The organism is Ruegeria sp. AA6, assembly GCF_056542865.1.
In genome coordinates this window covers 41,264-57,432 of the sequence record NZ_JBQGAN010000006.1, presented here as the reverse complement: position 1 = coordinate 57,432, position 16,169 = coordinate 41,264, and the positions used below count along the sequence as shown (strand labels likewise).

At 58.6% G+C, this 16,169-nt stretch carries 16 protein-coding genes; 9 read left to right on the top strand and 7 right to left on the bottom strand.

Annotation, left to right across the window (positions count from 1 at the left end):
* The first annotated feature begins 78 nt into the window (after positions 1 to 78).
* The 4 genes from ACR0LN_RS10015 (at position 79) to ACR0LN_RS10000 (ending at position 3,903) form a co-directional block, all read left to right on the top strand.
* Positions 79 to 564 carry an RNA pyrophosphohydrolase gene (locus ACR0LN_RS10015; RefSeq protein WP_480429468.1) on the top strand — a complete coding sequence of 162 codons (486 nt, stop codon included), beginning with the start codon at positions 79 to 81 and terminating at the stop codon, positions 562 to 564.
* 89 nt (positions 565 to 653) lie between these two features.
* Positions 654 to 1,604 carry a glycosyltransferase family 2 protein gene (locus ACR0LN_RS10010; RefSeq protein WP_480429467.1) on the top strand — a complete coding sequence of 317 codons (951 nt, stop codon included), beginning with the start codon at positions 654 to 656 and terminating at the stop codon, positions 1,602 to 1,604.
* Positions 1,605 to 1,774: 170 nt separating this feature from the next.
* A complete protein-coding gene (locus ACR0LN_RS10005; RefSeq protein ID WP_480429466.1) occupies positions 1,775 to 3,070 on the top strand; it encodes a radical SAM protein in 1,296 nt (431 codons plus the stop codon).
* A complete protein-coding gene (locus ACR0LN_RS10000) occupies positions 3,067 to 3,903 on the top strand; it encodes a DUF547 domain-containing protein (RefSeq protein WP_480429464.1) in 837 nt (278 codons plus the stop codon). Before ACR0LN_RS10005 ends, ACR0LN_RS10000 begins: the two co-directional genes overlap by 4 nt.
* Before the next feature lie 15 nt (positions 3,904 to 3,918).
* Here ACR0LN_RS10000 and ACR0LN_RS09995 read toward each other — a convergent pair whose 3' ends face one another.
* The 4 genes from ACR0LN_RS09995 to ACR0LN_RS09980 form a co-directional block, all read right to left on the bottom strand.
* Positions 3,919 to 4,908: an adenosine kinase gene (locus ACR0LN_RS09995; protein ID WP_480429463.1), complete on the bottom strand. Its 990-nt coding sequence runs from the start codon at positions 4,906 to 4,908 to the stop codon at positions 3,919 to 3,921.
* Entirely contained in the window at positions 4,905 to 5,549 is a 645-nt protein-coding gene (gene nth / locus ACR0LN_RS09990; protein WP_480429462.1) for an endonuclease III, read from the bottom strand. Before nth ends, ACR0LN_RS09995 begins: the two co-directional genes overlap by 4 nt.
* Positions 5,550 to 5,590: 41 nt before the next feature.
* Positions 5,591 to 5,782, bottom strand: coding sequence for a hypothetical protein (locus ACR0LN_RS09985; protein ID WP_480429460.1), 192 nt, complete (start codon positions 5,780 to 5,782; stop codon positions 5,591 to 5,593).
* Between the two features lie 126 nt (positions 5,783 to 5,908).
* Entirely contained in the window at positions 5,909 to 6,391 is a 483-nt protein-coding gene (locus ACR0LN_RS09980; RefSeq protein ID WP_480429455.1) for a class I SAM-dependent methyltransferase, read from the bottom strand.
* A 125-nt stretch (positions 6,392 to 6,516) separates the two neighbouring features.
* On the opposite strand from ACR0LN_RS09980, the gene ACR0LN_RS09975 reads away from it, so the two are divergent.
* Positions 6,517 to 7,368 carry a methylated-DNA--[protein]-cysteine S-methyltransferase gene (locus ACR0LN_RS09975; protein ID WP_480429453.1) on the top strand — a complete coding sequence of 284 codons (852 nt, stop codon included), beginning with the start codon at positions 6,517 to 6,519 and terminating at the stop codon, positions 7,366 to 7,368.
* 44 nt (positions 7,369 to 7,412) lie between these two features.
* Here the strand turns inward: ACR0LN_RS09975 and ACR0LN_RS09970 are convergent, their stop codons facing one another.
* Complete coding sequence (locus tag ACR0LN_RS09970) at positions 7,413 to 8,852, bottom strand: aldehyde dehydrogenase family protein (RefSeq protein ID WP_480429451.1); 1,440 nt, start codon at positions 8,850 to 8,852, stop codon at positions 7,413 to 7,415.
* A gap of 184 nt (positions 8,853 to 9,036) precedes the next feature.
* Between ACR0LN_RS09970 and ACR0LN_RS09965 the strand changes: the two genes are divergently transcribed.
* Both ACR0LN_RS09965 and ACR0LN_RS09960 read left to right on the top strand, forming a co-directional pair.
* Positions 9,037 to 9,687, top strand: coding sequence for a peroxiredoxin (locus ACR0LN_RS09965; RefSeq protein ID WP_480429450.1), 651 nt, complete (start codon positions 9,037 to 9,039; stop codon positions 9,685 to 9,687).
* Between the two features lie 263 nt (positions 9,688 to 9,950).
* Positions 9,951 to 10,586 (top strand): DUF1326 domain-containing protein, encoded by a 636-nt coding sequence (locus tag ACR0LN_RS09960; RefSeq protein WP_480429448.1) that lies wholly within the window; start codon positions 9,951 to 9,953, stop codon positions 10,584 to 10,586.
* A gap of 3 nt (positions 10,587 to 10,589) precedes the next feature.
* On the opposite strand, the gene ACR0LN_RS09955 is transcribed toward ACR0LN_RS09960, so the two are convergent.
* Together ACR0LN_RS09955 and pnp are read right to left on the bottom strand one after the other, a co-directional pair.
* Positions 10,590 to 10,979 (bottom strand): nuclear transport factor 2 family protein, encoded by a 390-nt coding sequence (locus ACR0LN_RS09955; protein ID WP_480429446.1) that lies wholly within the window; start codon positions 10,977 to 10,979, stop codon positions 10,590 to 10,592.
* A gap of 92 nt (positions 10,980 to 11,071) precedes the next feature.
* Positions 11,072 to 13,222 carry a polyribonucleotide nucleotidyltransferase gene (gene pnp, locus ACR0LN_RS09950; protein WP_480429444.1) on the bottom strand — a complete coding sequence of 717 codons (2,151 nt, stop codon included), beginning with the start codon at positions 13,220 to 13,222 and terminating at the stop codon, positions 11,072 to 11,074.
* A 283-nt stretch (positions 13,223 to 13,505) separates the two neighbouring features.
* Between pnp and ACR0LN_RS09945 the strand changes: the two genes are divergently transcribed.
* Complete coding sequence (locus tag ACR0LN_RS09945) at positions 13,506 to 14,267, top strand: DUF3299 domain-containing protein (protein ID WP_480429443.1); 762 nt, start codon at positions 13,506 to 13,508, stop codon at positions 14,265 to 14,267.
* Between the two features lie 219 nt (positions 14,268 to 14,486).
* A complete protein-coding gene (locus ACR0LN_RS09940; RefSeq protein ID WP_480429441.1) occupies positions 14,487 to 16,088 on the top strand; it encodes a BCCT family transporter in 1,602 nt (533 codons plus the stop codon).
* Positions 16,089 to 16,169: the final 81 nt, after the last annotated feature.

Sequence of the window (16,169 nt, the reverse complement as noted above, 5' to 3'; positions counted from 1 at the left end):
GCGAAACCTAACGTCACCCCCTTTGCGGAGATGGCGGCGCTTGTTAGAGGTTGCCCTAACAACCCCATGAGGCCGCGCATGACACCCGAAGAAATCGCCAAACTGCCCTATCGCCCCTGCGTGGGACTTATGATGATGAACGCCGAGGGCAAGATTTTCGTGGGTCAGCGCAATGACCGCCACAAGGACGCGTGGCAAATGCCTCAGGGCGGCGTAGACAAGGGCGAATCCCCCCGTGATGCGGCCTTGCGCGAACTGTGGGAAGAAACCGGTGTGACCGCTGATCTGGTCGAGATGGTGGCCGAGACCGATGGCTGGCTGCCCTATGATCTGCCGCATGACATCGTGCCCAAGATCTGGAAGGGCCGCTATCGCGGGCAAGAGCAGAAGTGGTTTCTGCTGCGCTTCACCGGCCGCGACGATCAGATCAATATCGAAACGGATCACCCGGAATTCACCCAATGGAAGTGGCAGTCCCTGGATCGTCTGATCGACGAGATCGTGCCATTCAAGCGCGCGGTTTATGAACAGGTGATCGCGGCATTCCGGTCGCAACTTGGGTAATTTGACTTTGAAATCATTGGCAACGCAGTCTGGTCGGGTCTGGATATGAACGCTCGGATAATGAGAGGGCAGCAACAGGGGCAGATTTCGTGAGAGTCGCCGTTGTCTCATGCATGAAGAACGAAGGGCCTTTCGTTCTTGAATGGGTTGCGTATCACAAAGCCATTGGCTTCGATGATATTTATGTGGTCACAAACGACTGTACGGACGGAACCGACCTGATTTTGCAGCGGCTGCACGAACAGGGTGTTGTGTATCATTTCGACCAGACCCTGAACCCCGATGAGCGGCCACAGCTGAAAGGTTTGAAGACCGTCATGGCGCTTCCTCAGATGGCGCAAACGGACTGGTTGTTGCACATTGATGCAGACGAATTCCTGAGAGTGTCGGTTGGCGAAGGACGCGTGCAGGATCTTTTGAACGTCTGCGGTCATGCAGATAACATCGCCCTGATGTGGCGACCTTTCGGCAATGCGGGGCACCGGTTCTGGCGAGGCGGGAGCGTCTTGCGCACGTTTTTGCTTTGTCAGAGGCGCCTTCGTAGACATACTGCTGGTCATAAATCGATGTTTCGGCCCGGCAAATTCACATATGCAACAGACCACATGCCGAAGACTCCTCGGACGTCCGAGGTTTTGTGCGTCAATTCAGCCGGGACAAAGATCAGGAGTGTTGCAGTCCATCACGCCAAGCAGGCCAGGTATCGACTGCCGATCCATCATCTGACTTGGGACGTGGCCTGCATTCAACACTATGCAGTGCGGTCTTTGGACGTGTTTTTGATGAAGAATGATCGTGGCGATGGGATGGCCTGGAGTCACGGCAAGTACCTATTAAATTCAAAGTTCTATTGGCGTCACAACAGGAACGAAGTTCAGGATGTTGGAATTTTGGATCATATAGACGCGGTGGATGCGCTTGTTTCCGAATGGCTGCAAGACCCTGAGTTGCGCCGCCTCGAGCAAAACGCTTTGCGGGCCTTTCAGGATCGCCGCGATGAGTTTCTGACACCGGAACGCGTAAAAGATCTAACCATGTAGCAGTTGATTAAGGCGTTGTAGCGCGATCACCACCCCGCACGTTGGCGTGAGCGGGCGTGGCCGCAAGTCTCAGCCCTCTCTAGCTTGGCGGGTATGAATGACGTTGCGCGACGCCACCCCGCCATTGCTCCCGCCGGACGCAGCTTCGCGGAACAGACCGCCGTGCGCCTTTGCGCCGCGGGCTACAACGCTGCGGTGAATATGGGGCGGGTCAGACTGCCGGTCGGTTCTATCCTATCGCTTGCGTCGCGCTTGAGGTCACCCAGCGCTGCAATCTGGATTGCACGCTGTGTTATCTCTCGGACCGGGCCGAGATGACGTATGATCCACCGCTTTCGGTTCTGATCGCGCGGCTTGCCACGATCCGCAGTCATTATGGCACCGGGGTTTCCGTACAGTTGACGGGCGGAGATCCCACCCTGCGCAAGGTTAACGACCTTGAGGCACTGTGCCGCGAGATTAAACGGCTGGGGATGCGGTCCTGCCTGATGACAAATGGGATCCGCGCAAGTCGGGCGATGCTGACACGGCTCGCGGCGGCGGGTTTGGACGATGTGGCCTTTCACGTGGACATGACGCAGGAACGGAAGGGGTTCGGCAGCGAGGCCGAACTGAACACTGTACGCAGAAGCTACATCCGCCGGGCGCGAGGGCTAGGGTTGCGGGTACTGTTCAACACAACGGTCTTTGCAGGCAATTTCGACGAATTGTCTGGATTGGCGCGGTTCTTGCGGGACTGCCCCGAGGTCGCGTTTGTTTCGTTCCAGATGCAGGCCGATACCGGGCGAGGTGTCCTGCGCGCACGACCTGATGCAATCACGCAGGATAGTGTGGCAAGGGCGATCGAGGCGGGTTATGGCGCGCCGCTGCATTTCGACACCGCAGCCGTCGGGCATTCCAAATGCAACCGATACGCCAGTGTTGTCACCGCCGGTGGACGGGCGGTGTCGCTGCTGTCGAACCAACGTCTGGTGCATCAGGTGATTGCCGCGCTGGCAGGCGTAGATGACAATCATGATGCGCATATCCGTATCCGCCCCAAGCTGTGGCGTATGATCCGGCGGCAACCTTTTCTGGCCTTGCGCGCACTGGGGCAACTGGGGTGGAGCGTGGCGCGATTGGGAACGGGCTTGTTACGCGGACCGATCCGGCGGCAGGCAGTGTTCATCCACAATTTCATGGCGGCAAATGCGTTAGAGGATGACCGCTGTGCGTCTTGCGTGTTCATGGTGGCGACAGCAAACGGCCCCCTTTCGATGTGCGTGCATAACGCCCAGCGCGACCTGCATCTGGCCAGCCCTGATCGGATCGACGGGCCGACCGGGCCAAGCTGGTGGAACGCGGCCGTGCCGCGCCTATCCGGCGGCCCCGATTTGCCCGACCTCAGCGATCCGGCACTGGCACCGCTGAAACGGCTCAAGGGTCAGATGCGGGCCATGCGTCAAAACCAAAGGAACGCGTCATGAGAAAGCTCTTGTTCTTGCTGCCGCTATTGCTGGCGGCTTGTGCAAGTGTCGAACGTTTGGCTTTGCCCGCACCCGAGGCCCTACCGGGGCGGGCGCTGACCACTTATGCACTTTCGCTAGGGAAACGGGTCGATCACGGGGAGTGGAGCGCCTTCCTGTCCCGCTATGTCGCGCCGGATGCGCAGGGTGTGAACAGGGTGGCTTACGATCAGGTCTCACAGGTCGATCGGAAGAAATTGGACGGGTATCTGGCCGATTTGCAGGCGGTCGATCCGGCGCAGTTGGCCCGCGATCAGCAACTGGCGTATTGGATCAACCTCTACAATGCGGTGACGGTGGATGTGGTGCTGGAAAACTACCCCACCACCTCGATCCGCGACATCAAAGACGGGCCGCTTTCGATCGGCCCGTGGAACCGCCCTCTGGTGCAGGTGGCGGGTGAAACGCTAAGCCTGAACGATATTGAGCACCGCATCATCCGCCCCACATTCAACGAACCGCGTATCCACTACGCCCTGAACTGCGCCGCTGTGGGCTGCCCAAACCTGTTGGATCGCGCGTGGCGGGCCGAAACGCTGGAGCGAGACCTCACCGCCGCTGAACACGCCTATGTCAACGATCCGCGCGGGGTTCGGTTCGACGCGCGCGGCGGTTTGATCCTGTCGAAAATCTACATCTGGTTCCGCGAAGATTTCGGTCCGAACGAGCAGGCCGTTCTGACTTACCTCCAGACGGCAGCCGAACCCGAGCTTCGTTCACGATTGAAGAACGCCCAGCGTGTGAAAGCATACAAATACGACTGGGCTTTGAACGATGCGGCGACAGGTTCTTAACAGCGCCGACCCGGCTCAGAGCAGCCCTTCGGAGCGCAGCAGTTCCTGCATGTTTGCCTCGGGGCGCGGGCCGATATGGCTGATGACCTCGCGGGCACAGACATTGCCGATGCGGGCGCAGGTCTCGTAGTCGCGACCCGTGGCCATGCCAAACAGGAACCCGGCGGCGAACTGATCTCCAGCACCGGTCGCGTCCACTGGCACCACCTTTTCGACCGGCACATCTGTGCGCTGACCTTCATGCAACACGGTCACGCCATCGCCGGAACGGGTGCAGACGACCAAGGGACAAATCTCAGAGGTTTTCTTCAACGCCTCTTCCAGATCATCGGTTTCGAACAGCGACTTGATCTCGGCCTCGTTGCCGATCACGAAGTCCAGTTCGTTCTCGATCAGTAGCAGGAAATCGACCCGGTGGCGTTCGACGCAGAACGGGTCGGATATGGCGATCCCGGCCTTGCCGCCACCCTTGTGACAGGCACGCGCGGCTTCAAGAAATGCCGCCTTTCCCTTTTCCTTGTCGAACAGATAACCCTCAAGGAACATGATCTGGCTGTTGCCGGCGACGTCATCAGACACGTCCTGCGATGACAGTTCCGAGGAAATCCCCAGATAGGTGTTCATCGACCGCTCACCATCCGGCGAGACAAAGATCATCGAGCGTGAGGTCGGCAGTTCCCCTCCGGGCACGGGCGGGTTTACGAAATCCACCCCATCCTCGTTCATTGCGTCAGCGTAAAACCGGCCCAAGGCGTCGTCATGCACGCGCCCGATGAATGCTGAATCCAGACCCAGCGCGCCTGCGCCTGCGATAGTGTTTGCGACCGAACCGCCCGGTGTTTGCACCCGACCTTCCATCGACGCATAAAGAACCTCGCCGCGTTCCTGTTCGATCAACTGCATGATGCCCTTCTCGATGCCCATCAGTTCCAGGAAACTGTCATCGGCCTGGGAAATCACGTCCACGACGGCATTTCCGATGCCGACAAGCTGGTAGGTCTTCATAGGTTCTTGTCCTCAAATTCGCAGAGATCGCGGATGATACAGGTGCCGCACATCGGTTTGCGCGCTTTGCAGTGATAGCGGCCATGCAGGATCAGCCAGTGATGTGCATGGAGTTGAAAGTCCGCAGGTATATTGTCTTCGATAGCGCGTTCAACCGCGTCCACATCCTTGCCCGGGCAGATACCGGTGCGATTGCCGACGCGAAAGATATGCGTATCCACCGCTTGCGCCGGTTGCCGCCACCACATGTTCAGCACCACGTTGGCCGTCTTGCGCCCCACACCCGGCAGCGATTGCAGCGCCGCACGGGAATTTGGAACCTCACCGTCGTAGTCCTCGACCAGTATGCGGCTGAGCTTGATGACGTTCTTCGCCTTTTGGCGGAACAGGCCAATGGTTTTGATGTGTTCGATCAGGCCCTCTTCGCCCAGATCCAGCATCTTTTGCGGCGTATCTGCGATCTTGAACAGTGCGCGCGTGGCCTTGTTCACACCCGCATCTGTTGCCTGCGCCGATAGGGCCACGGCCACGACCAGAGTGTAGACATTCACATGCTCCAGCTCGCCCTTGGGTTCCGGGTCGGCCTCCTGAAAGCGGGTAAAGATCTCGCGGATCTTGTGATATCCGAGTTGTTTTGCCATCCGGGCCTTAATGCCGTGTGCCGACCGTGTGGTAAAGGGCATCAGGGGCGTGCGGCTAAAAAGAAATGAGCCTCTTGCGGCACGATGAACGCATCACCCTGTTTATAGGGGGCCAGTCGGATCGCGACGTCCTCAATGACCTTATCGGTTGCCGCTTCGCCTTTTCCTTTCATGTCCTTTTCGACCGGCAGGGCAAGGATCTGCGCGCGTAAGTCATCAAATCTGCGTTGCAACGTGATCGCGCCATGTTGGGCTATCCGAAACCCGGCTTCTTGCAGCAGTGAGGTTATCAGATCTCCGTCGCGGAAAGAAAAGGGGGCGCGGGCCTTCGTCGCGGCACTGTCGCTGACAAATGTGGTCTATGCGCCGGCCAATGCGTCGTTGAAGGGGGAAATGGTCCGCCAGCATGTCAGGCAGAGCGCGCCACCAGTTTTCAGAATACGGTAAACCTCAAAAAGGGCTGCGGGTTTTTCGGGGAAGAACTGCAGCCCCTGCTGAATACAGGCCAGATCAAAGCTCTGATCGTCAAACGGCAGGTCGGTCACGTCGGACGCGACCCACTCAACATCATGGTTTGTTGGCGTTGTCAGAGAATGCGCTACGTCGATCATAGTCTGGTTGAGATCAACCCCAACAACTCGCCCCTTACCGGGCAGATGCTCAAGCAAGACGCGCGTCAACGCTCCGGTGCCGCAAGCCACATCAATTATGTGCCCGTTTTCTGGCAGGTTAAGGCGGCTGACGGTCGCTTCTGCCAACGGCGCAAACATCGCCGGAACGGAATGATCCTGATAATTGCGGGCTGCTGCATCGGATAGGTGAAACGAGTCGATTGGGGGCATGGTGCGGATCTCCTGACCCGATCCAACGTAACACACAGCCCTTATCTGCCCCAATGCGCAGGTTTCGGGTCGCTCACTCCCGTTTGTTCAGACTATGATCACTGCAATTGAGCATGAGGTGAAACATGAACGTTCAGACCCCCGAAAGCGGTTATCACTACAACGTCATGCGGCGCGCGATCGAGTTGATTGATCAGGGCGGCGAAACCCTCAGCCTTGAGGAGCTGGCGCGCCAGATGGACATGAGCCCCGCGCATTTCCAGCGCTTGTTCTCGCGTTGGACTGGTGTATCGCCGAAGCGCTATCAGCAATATCTAACGTTGGGCCATGCCAAGGCGCTGCTGCGCGAACGGTTCACCACGCTGGAGACGGCACATAACGTTGGCCTGTCTGGCAGCGGCCGCCTGCACGATCTGTTCTTGAAATGGGAATCCATGAGCCCCGGCGAATACGCCCGCAAGGGTGCTGGTCTGACGATCTATTGGGGCTGGTTCGAAAGCCCCTTTGGCCCGGCACTTGTGATGGGCACAGACAAGGGTATATGCGGCATGGCCTTCGGTGCCGAGACCGGCGAGGAAGAGGCGATGGAGGACATGCTCTCGCGCTGGCCTTTGGGCGAGTTCGTCGAAGATCCAATGCGCTTGCGCCCCTGGGTCCTAAGCGCCTTCGGATCGGTCAGTGATCGGCTGGAGCCGACGCCACTCTATCTGATCGGCTCACCCCTGCAGATCAAAGTGTGGGAGGCGCTGATGCACATCCCTTCGGGTCAGGTCACCACCTACTCCGAGATCGCGGAGCGGGTCGGGTCGCCACAGGCCGTGCGGGCCGTGGGCACGGCGGTCGGGCGCAACCCGGTTAGCTGGTTGATCCCCTGTCACAGGGCATTGCGTAAATCCGGCGGTTTGGGCGGCTACCATTGGGGGCTGCCGGTGAAACGCGCCATGCTGGCCTATGAGGCCGCTCAGGCGGATGCCTGAGACTTAGAGCGAGGCACCGTCAGGTGCCTCACAACTGGATCACGTTATTCCGCTGCCCAGCCGCCGACGGCTTTGACTTCCAAAAAGTCCTCAATCCCCCATACACCGCCTTCGCGCCCGTTGCCGGACTGCTTCATCCCCCCGAACGGAGAGCCCGCGCTGCGCGATTGCCCATTCATCTCAACCATGCCCGAGCGCAGAACCCGCGCCATGCGGTTGGCGCGGGCACCGTCCTGGGTCTGGACATAGTTGGTCAGGCCATAGGGCGTGTCATTGGCGATCTCGACCGCTTCGTCCTCGGTGTCGAAGGGGATCATGGTCAGGACCGGACCAAAGATTTCCTCGCGGGCGATGGTCATCTGGTTATTGGCATCAGCAAAGACCGTGGGACGCACGTAAAAGCCCTTGTTAAGACCCTCGGGCCGACCGGTCCCGCCTGCAACAAGACGCGCGCCTTCATCAATGCCCTTCTGGATCAGGTCCTGAATCTTGGTCCACTGCACCTCATTCACCACCGGGCCGATATGACGGCCTTCTTCCAGTGCCGGTCCGACCTTGACCATGTTTGCCACTTCGGCGGCCGTTTCAACCGCCTGATCATAGATCGGGCGCTGCACCAACATGCGGCTAGGGGCGTTACAGCTTTGGCCGGTATTCTGCATCATGTGCAGCACGCCGCGTTTGACAGCCTTCTCATCCGCATCGGCAAAGATCACATTGGCGCCTTTGCCGCCCAGTTCCAGATGCACTTTCTTCAACGTGTCTGCCGCGGCTTTTGAAATCGCTGTCCCTGCACGTGTCGAGCCGGTAAAGCTGACCATATCCACATCTGGGTGCGCCGACAGTTGCGAGCCGACACCGACGCCATCCCCATTCACCAGATTGAACACGCCGGGCGGGAAGCCGGCCTCATCCATCATCTCGGCAAAGATCATCGCGTTCAGCGGGCTTTGTTCCGACGGTTTCAGGACCATCGTGCAACCTGCAATCGCTGCAGCGCCGACTTTGAGCGTGATCTGGTTCATCGGCCAGTTCCAGGGCGTGATCAGGGCGGCGACGCCCACGGCCTCATAGATGATCCGGTCGTTTGGGGCGTGATCGCCCAGAGGGCGTTCAAACTGAAACGCTTTGGCGGCGCGGACGAAGTTTTTGAGGTGGTAGATGCCTGCGCCAGATTGCGACGTGCGGGACAGGTCCAGCGGCGCGCCCATTTCAAGTGACATCGCCTGCGCCAGATCCTCGGAACGTGTCTGGTATATCTCGACCAGTTTCTCAACCAACGCGATGCGGTCCGCGACCGGAGTAGCCATCCAGCCGGGCAGGGCGGCCTTGGCGGCGGCGACGGCGGCATCGGTATCGGCCTGCGCGCCCAGCGAGATTACGGCGCAGGGTTCCTCGGTCGAGGGATTGATCACGGAAAAGTCATTGGCTGCCGAGGGGGCGACCCATTGGCCGTTGATGTAGAATTCGCGGTTTTCAATCATGGCGCATCCTCCTGAGCCAGTTGCCCGAAATCGGTGTGTCGCGGCCACTCTGGCACCGGGATTAGGACGTCGCAAGCAATAATTTGATCAAATTATTTTAGCTCGTATTCCTAGTTTAACAATTGCGCAAAGTGTTTAGGTTTACGGCAACCGACTCGGGTATTTACAAGAAGGGAGATGCATCATGGGTTTGCGCATCAACGATACTGTTCCAAACTTCACGGCAGAAACTGATCAGGGCACCATTCAGTTCCACGACTGGATCGGCGACAGCTGGGCGATCCTGTTCTCGCACCCCAAGGACTTCACCCCCGTTTGCACGACCGAGTTTTCGGCCGTGGCGCAGTTGAATGACGAATGGGCTGCGCGGGGCACCAAAGTGATTGGTGTGTCCGTAGACAATGTCGATGACCACAAGAAGTGGAAGAAAGACATCGAGGCCTATGGCAACGCCAGCCCCGGCTTTCCAATCATCGCCGATGATGGGCTTGCTGTGTCGAAAGCCTTCGACATGCTGCCTGCCGAGGCTTACCTGCCCGATGGGCGCACCCCGGCGGACAGCGCCACGGTGCGGTCGGTCTTTATCATCGGGCCGGACAAGCAGTTGAAACTGTCAATGACCTATCCGATGACCGTGGGACGTAACTTTGCCGAGATTCTGCGTGCGCTGGACGGGTTGCAGATGTCGTCCAAAGGGGTTGCAACTCCGGCCAACTGGGTGCCGGGTGAGGATGTGATCATCCCGCCTGCGGTTTCGAACGACGAAGCGAAAGAGAGGTTCGGCGAGTTTGAGACGATCTTCCCCTATCTGCGCAAGACCAAGGCGCCGTCGTAAGACGGGGCCGGGTCAGGGGGGCTGTCTGCCCCCCATCGCGCACGCGTGCGCGATTCCCCCCGAAGATACTTTTAGCCAGATGAAGCAGGCGGGACGTTTGGAAACTTAGCTCTCCTGTCCGCCGTACGGAGCCCCACGAGCTGGCGATTTCCGGTCCTTGGTTCTTGAAGTGACGGAAATGTGTTAGGGTGGCGCAGGCAGACCCACTGCAGGCAGACAACCAGCAATATCGAGCATCAGACTGTGCATTACAGGAGATGACGATGGCATTTACAGATTGGTATGTTGAGGGCGATGCTTTTGGGAACTGCAACTGCGGCTATGCCTGCCCCTGTCAGTTTGAGGAATTGCCAACCCAGGGTCATTGCCGCGGGTTCGAGGTTCTGGAAGTGTCAAAGGGCCATTTTGGAGACACGGACCTTGCCGGAGCAAAGGCTGCGCTGATCTATGCCTGGCCGGGGCCGATCTTTGAAGGCGGCGGCGAGATGCAGGTGATCATCGACCCAAGTGCATCCGAGGCTCAGCGGGCTGCGTTGGAAAAGGTCTTTCATGGGGAAGAGACCGAAGAGATGGCCACCCATTGGTTCGTTTTCCGCGCAATGTGCGAAACTGTTCACGATACCCTATACCTGCCGATTGATTTCGAAATGGATATGGAAGGGCGCACGGCCAAGGTGTCCATCGGTGATGTGCTCAACTCGACGGGTCGCCCAATTGAGGCTCCGCATGGCGGTGGCCCGCACCGTGTGCGGATCGACATCCCCGGTGGGATTGAATTCACGCTGGCCGAGATCGGAAGCGCCTCGACCAAGGCAGATGCGGCCATAAAGTTGGATTTAAACGACAGCTATGGGCAATGGCATGTCATGAAGCACGGGCCATCGGGGGTGGCGCATTAAGGTTCAAGCCTCGCCAAAATCGACAAGAACTGGGGCGGTGTCATAGATGATCCGAACCGATTTAAAGCAGCTTTGATCTTCGGTCAGCTCGAACAAGTCAACGCATTCGATCGTTTCAGGATGCCCGTCCCGGATGGTCCTTGTGTAGTCGAAATGTACCGCCATCTGTGGCGCCCCTGATGTGTCGGAGAAAGTGTTTTTATGAACCGTCGTCCTGTCGTGGGTGATGCGCATGACGTTGGTGTAAAAATCCCGCGCGGGTTGCTTGCCAGAGACCGGGGAAGTAGCGGTTGCACCCTCGGCGAACAGGTTCAACATTTCGGTCACGTTACCGCTTTCGATGGCCCGAAGATACTGCCGCGCCAATTCATTCATACGATCTTTGTCCGACATCGCCATCCCTCCCGCTGGGTTAGGTGGCACTGTACCACAAAAAAGGCCCCGGCGGTTTCACCGGGGCCTTCATCATTTGAGAGAGGAACAGATTACTCTGCGCTTTCCTCTTTCTTTTCTTTCTTCTCGGGAACGATCTCTTCACCGGTTTCCTGATCAACGACTTTCATCGACAGGCGGACCTTGCCGCGGTCGTCGAAGCCCAGCAGCTTGACCTTTACTTCCTGACCTTCCTTCAGAACATCCGACGGATGGTTGAGGCGGCGGTTTTCGATCTGGGACACGTGGACCAGACCGTCCCGCTTGCCAAAGAAGTTTACGAAAGCACCAAAGTCGACGATCTTGACCACTTTACCGGTGTAGATCTGACCTTCTTCCGGCTCTGCCACGATCGAATAGATCATGTCATAGGCCTTCTGGATCGATTCACCATCGGGCGAGGCGATCTTGATGACGCCGTCGTCGTTGATGTCGACCTTGGCACCCGAAACCTCAACAATCTCGCGGATGACCTTACCGCCCGAGCCGATCACTTCGCGGATCTTGTCGGTCGGGATGTTCATGGTCTCGATGCGCGGGGCGTGGACCGAGAATTCGTTGGTCTCGGACAGGGCCTTGCCCATCTCACCCAGAATGTGCATCCGGCCCTCTTTGGCCTGTGCCAGAGCGGTTTCCATGATCTGCGGCGTGATGCCTGCGACTTTGATGTCCATCTGCAGCGAGGTGATGCCGTTTTCGGTACCTGCCACTTTGAAGTCCATGTCGCCCAGGTGGTCTTCGTCACCCAGAATGTCGGTCAGAACAGCGTAGTCACCGTCATCTTCCAGGATCAGACCCATGGCCACACCGGCAACCGGTGCTTTCAGCGGAACACCCGCGTCCATCATCGACAGCGAGCCGCCGCAGACGGAAGCCATCGAGGACGAGCCGTTCGATTCAGTGATCTCAGACACCACGCGAACGGTGTAGGGGAAATCCGTCGGTGCGGGCAGAACCGCCTGCAGCGCGCGCCATGCCAGCTTGCCGTGGCCGATCTCACGACGACCAGGCGAACCCACGCGGCCAACTTCACCCACCGAATACGGAGGGAAATTGTAGTGCAGCAGGAAGTTTGATTTGAAGTTGCCATGCAGCGCATCGATGAACTGCTCATCGTCGCCGGTGCCCAGCGTGGTCACGGCCAGCGCCTGTGTTTCACCACGGGTGAACAGGGCAGAACCGTGTGTACGTGGCAGCAGTGAAGTTTCGGCTTCAATGGCACGGACATCGGTGGTCGAGCGACCGTCGATGCGCTTGCCGCCTTTGACGACGTCACCGCGCAGGATGCCGGCCTCGAGCTTTTTCATCGCCGAACCAAGGTTGCTGTCTTCCAGCTGTTCTTCGGTCAGCGCTTCTTTGATCGCTTCACGGGCCGCGGCAACAGCGGCGGTGCGCTCTTGCTTGTCGGTCAGTGCGAAGGCGGCGCGCATCTGCTCTTCACCGGCAGCGGAAACAGCGGCGTAGAGATCCGAATAATCGGGGGCGACGAACTCGAACGGCTCTTTCGCGGTTTCTTCGGCCAGATCAATGATCAGGTCCAGAACCGGCTGGATTTGTTCGTGCGCGAAGTTCACGGCGCCCAGCATTTCAGCCTCGGACAGTTCGTAAGCTTCCGATTCCACCATCATCACGGCGTTCTTGGTGCCAGCAACAACCAGGTCCAGGCGCTGTTCGGGGTTCAGGCGCAGGTCCTGCATGTCGTCCACGGTCGGGTTCAGGACGTATTCGCCATCCACGAAGCCAACACGGGCACCGGCGATCGGGCCCATGAACGGGGCGCCGGAAATGGTCAGGGCAGCCGAAGCGGCGATCATTGCAACGATGTCGGGATCGTTGACCAGATCGTGGCTCAGCACGGTACACATCACCAGAACTTCGTTCTTGAAGCCGTCAACGAATAGCGGGCGGATCGGACGGTCGATCAGACGCGCGGTCAGCGTCTCTTTCTCGGTCGGGCGCGCCTCGCGCTTGAAGAAGCCACCCGGAACCTTACCGGCGGCATAGTATTTCTCTTGGTAGTGTACGGTCAGCGGGAAAAAATCCTGACCGGGCTTTTGCTGCTTGGCAAAGGTCACGTTCGCCATGACGCTGGTTTCGCCCAGCGTGGCAATCACGGTGCCGTCGGCCTGACGGGCAACCTTGCCGGTTTCCAGTGTCAGCGTCTCTTCGCCCCACTGAATCGATTTCTTTGTTACATCAAACATATGCGTATCCTAGAACGGAGCACTCCCGCCCCTGCGGGTCTCCGGTTTTGCATGGCGGCCCCATTGCCGCCGACCCCAATTTATCTTCCGTTCGAGTGCCGGGGTCAGGGCACAACGTCTCAGATGCAGCGCGCATACATGAGATTGCGTCCAAAGGAAAGCGAAACCGAACGGGTCAGGCGGTTGGTCGCCCCATGGATATTGTGATGATAGCGGCATGGACGCCGTGGGTCGTTGGTCGCTAAGATGCGGGCACTGTGCGGGTTTCTGGCGGAGGCTGCGAATGAACACATGGTTAAAGGTGGCATCGCTGGCGCTGCTGGGGCTGACCGGTCCGGTCGTCGCTGCACCGGCTACTCCGCTGGACTGGGCTGCGTTGCCGGACCCGTCGGTGCAGAGCTTCGACGATCCGTTCCGCGACCTCACACCCGAACAATTCGACGATCTTCTGTTCGCGCTGCGCCTGCGGGGCCGGTTGCAGCAGGATGTCGGCAGTGCAGAAGAGCGTGAGAAATGGCAGGACCTTCTGGCCGAAACCGAAGGCGCGCTGGCGGCTGATCAGATCGACATCGACTGGCTGCTGTCTCAGCGCAAGATCGTGTCGGAACGGCGCGACATGGCCAATACCAGCGGAAACCCCAGTCTTGACGGGCAGACTGTGACCCTGATGGGATTTGCCCTGCCTGCGCCGCCGGATGAAGACGGGCGATCAGTGGTCTATTTGGTGCCGCAGCCCGGCATGTGCAGCCACCTGCCGCCACCTGCGCCAAACCAGATGATCCGGGTGCGGCTGCATGACGATTGGGCACCGGCATATGCGCATGAGCCAGTGCGCCTGACCGGGAAGCTGGTCATTGATCCCTCGGATTATGAGATGAACGTGGTTGACGGTGTGATGCCAATGCGCGCGACGTTCGGGCTGGATGCCGACCTTGTCGAAACGCTGCAAACACAAGAGGGTCAGACCACTTGGAAGCCTAACCTGAAGGATCGTTTGCGGGCTGCGGGCAGCCGCAAAACGGGTGGCGCGGCAGCAGCCGAATAGGCCGGATTCCTTAGTTGAATGCACGCCCCTGGCACCCTTGCCAGAGCGATTTCAATTCTAAAATATGAATGCATTTTGCGAATTTTTGAAGCCGGTGTAAGCTCTTACCACGAAAGATGTGGTCGAAAGGGCAGGAAACGCGCCGAGGAAATCCAAAAAACTGATGTCCAATGACCCAAGACCTTGGCGTTTGCACGTAGCAAACTGAGGGAGAGTCGGATGACTCAAACAAAGAAAATGTTGGATCCGGATCCCCGGATTTATGACTTTGAGACCGAATATGAACTGGGTCAGGACAACGTCCGGCCATTCGGTCTGGACATTCACAACCCGGTCTTTCTGATCTCGAGTATCCTGATCTTCGCGTTCGTTCTGATCGCATTGGCCAACCAAGAGGCCGCAGCCACGTTCTTTGGGTGGCTCCGGCCCTGGCTGACCAGCACGTTCGACTGGTTCCTTGTCCTATCGGTGGACGCGATTACATTGTTCTGTCTGGTGCTTATCATCCTGCCGGTGGGCAAGGTACGGATCGGCGGCAAGGATGCCAAACCCGATTACTCCTATGCTGGTTGGATCGCGATGATGTTCGCAGCCGGTATCGGCATCGGGCTGCTGTTCTTTGGCGTGATGGAGCCGGTCTATTACAACTTTGCCGAAGGCGGCAACGCGCGCCCCTTGGGTATCGATATCGCAGTGCCGGGAAATGAATATATCGGCATCGTCGGGACCATCCATCACTGGGGGCTTGAAGGCTGGGCGGTCTATGCCGCCGTGGGTCTGGCCCTGGCAATCTTTAGCTATAACCTCGGTCTGCCGCTGACGCTAAGGTCCGCTTTTTACCCTATTCTGGGCGAGCGTGTCTGGGGTTGGTGGGGTCATATCATCGATACCTTGGCTGTGTTTGCGACCCTGTTCGGCCTGACCACTTCCTTGGGTTTGGGCGCGCAACAGGTTGCGGCGGGGTTGAATGAGGTGTTCGGCATCGAACCCAGCCCGACCGTTGTTGTCCTGCTGATCATCGGTATCACCATGATCGCGCTGGGCTCGGTCCTGATGGGGATGGATGCGGGCGTGAAGCGGCTGAGTGAGATCAACATGATCATGGCCGTGGGGCTGTTCATCTTTGTGATCGTCGTCACCGGCGTCGGCACTGCCATCGCGCGGTACTATAATGTGATGGTCGACTATGTGCTTCACCTTCCCGCCCTGTCCAACCCGTTCGGACGAGAGGACACCAGCTATTTCCACGGCTGGACGACGTTCTACTGGGCGTGGTGGATCGCGTGGTCACCCTTTGTGGGCATGTTCATCGCCCGCATCTCGAAAGGCCGTACGGTGCGTGAGTTCGTGATCTGCGCGCTGCTGGCACCAACAGCTGTCTGTGCCCTGTGGATGTCGACCTTTGGCGGTGCCGCCATTGACATGCTGAACGCAGGCGGAGCCGAAGGTGTTCGCGCCACGGTGATCGACAGCTACGCCCCCGAGGGCGCGCTGTTTGGCTTCCTGAAAGAGCTTCCGCTGTACGGCATCGTAGCCCCAATCGCGTTGATCCTGATCGTGGTGTTCTTTGTCACCTCGTCCGATTCCGGCTCGCTGGTGATCGACACGATCACTGCAGGTGGCAAGATGGACGCGCCGGTGATCCAGCGCGTGTTCTGGTGTACGTTGGAGGGCCTCGTCGCCATCGCACTTCTGCTTGGAGGCGGCCTGTCGGCCCTGCAGGGCGCGGCGGTCTCGACCGGTATTCCGTTTACGCTGGTGGTTCTGATTATGTGCTACTGCCTGTGGTTGGCGCTGAAATCGGAAAAGGCGAAGATGTAAGACTCAAGCCTTGAAGACAAGCGAAACGCCCGCCTTGCGGTGGGCGTTTCAATTTTAGGTATCCATTTTTTGGAGGGTTGA

What these genes read in the sequence shown, in the direction of transcription:
- ACR0LN_RS10015 (WP_480429468.1), top strand. Translation starts at nt 79, where the DNA reads ATGACACCCGAAGAAATCGCCAAACTGCCCTATCGCCCCTGCGTGGGA.
- ACR0LN_RS10000 (WP_480429464.1), top strand. Translation starts at nt 3,067, where the DNA reads ATGAGAAAGCTCTTGTTCTTGCTGCCGCTATTGCTGGCGGCTTGTGCA.
- ACR0LN_RS09995 (WP_480429463.1), bottom strand. Translation starts at nt 4,908, where the DNA reads ATGAAGACCTACCAGCTTGTCGGCATCGGAAATGCCGTCGTGGACGTG.
- nth (WP_480429462.1), bottom strand. Translation starts at nt 5,549, where the DNA reads ATGGCAAAACAACTCGGATATCACAAGATCCGCGAGATCTTTACCCGC.
- ACR0LN_RS09980 (WP_480429455.1), bottom strand. Translation starts at nt 6,391, where the DNA reads ATGCCCCCAATCGACTCGTTTCACCTATCCGATGCAGCAGCCCGCAAT.
- ACR0LN_RS09975 (WP_480429453.1), top strand. Translation starts at nt 6,517, where the DNA reads ATGAACGTTCAGACCCCCGAAAGCGGTTATCACTACAACGTCATGCGG.
- ACR0LN_RS09970 (WP_480429451.1), bottom strand. Translation starts at nt 8,852, where the DNA reads ATGATTGAAAACCGCGAATTCTACATCAACGGCCAATGGGTCGCCCCC.
- ACR0LN_RS09965 (WP_480429450.1), top strand. Translation starts at nt 9,037, where the DNA reads ATGGGTTTGCGCATCAACGATACTGTTCCAAACTTCACGGCAGAAACT.
- ACR0LN_RS09960 (WP_480429448.1), top strand. Translation starts at nt 9,951, where the DNA reads ATGGCATTTACAGATTGGTATGTTGAGGGCGATGCTTTTGGGAACTGC.
- ACR0LN_RS09955 (WP_480429446.1), bottom strand. Translation starts at nt 10,979, where the DNA reads ATGTCGGACAAAGATCGTATGAATGAATTGGCGCGGCAGTATCTTCGG.
- pnp (WP_480429444.1), bottom strand. Translation starts at nt 13,222, where the DNA reads ATGTTTGATGTAACAAAGAAATCGATTCAGTGGGGCGAAGAGACGCTG.
- ACR0LN_RS09945 (WP_480429443.1), top strand. Translation starts at nt 13,506, where the DNA reads ATGAACACATGGTTAAAGGTGGCATCGCTGGCGCTGCTGGGGCTGACC.
- ACR0LN_RS09940 (WP_480429441.1), top strand. Translation starts at nt 14,487, where the DNA reads ATGACTCAAACAAAGAAAATGTTGGATCCGGATCCCCGGATTTATGAC.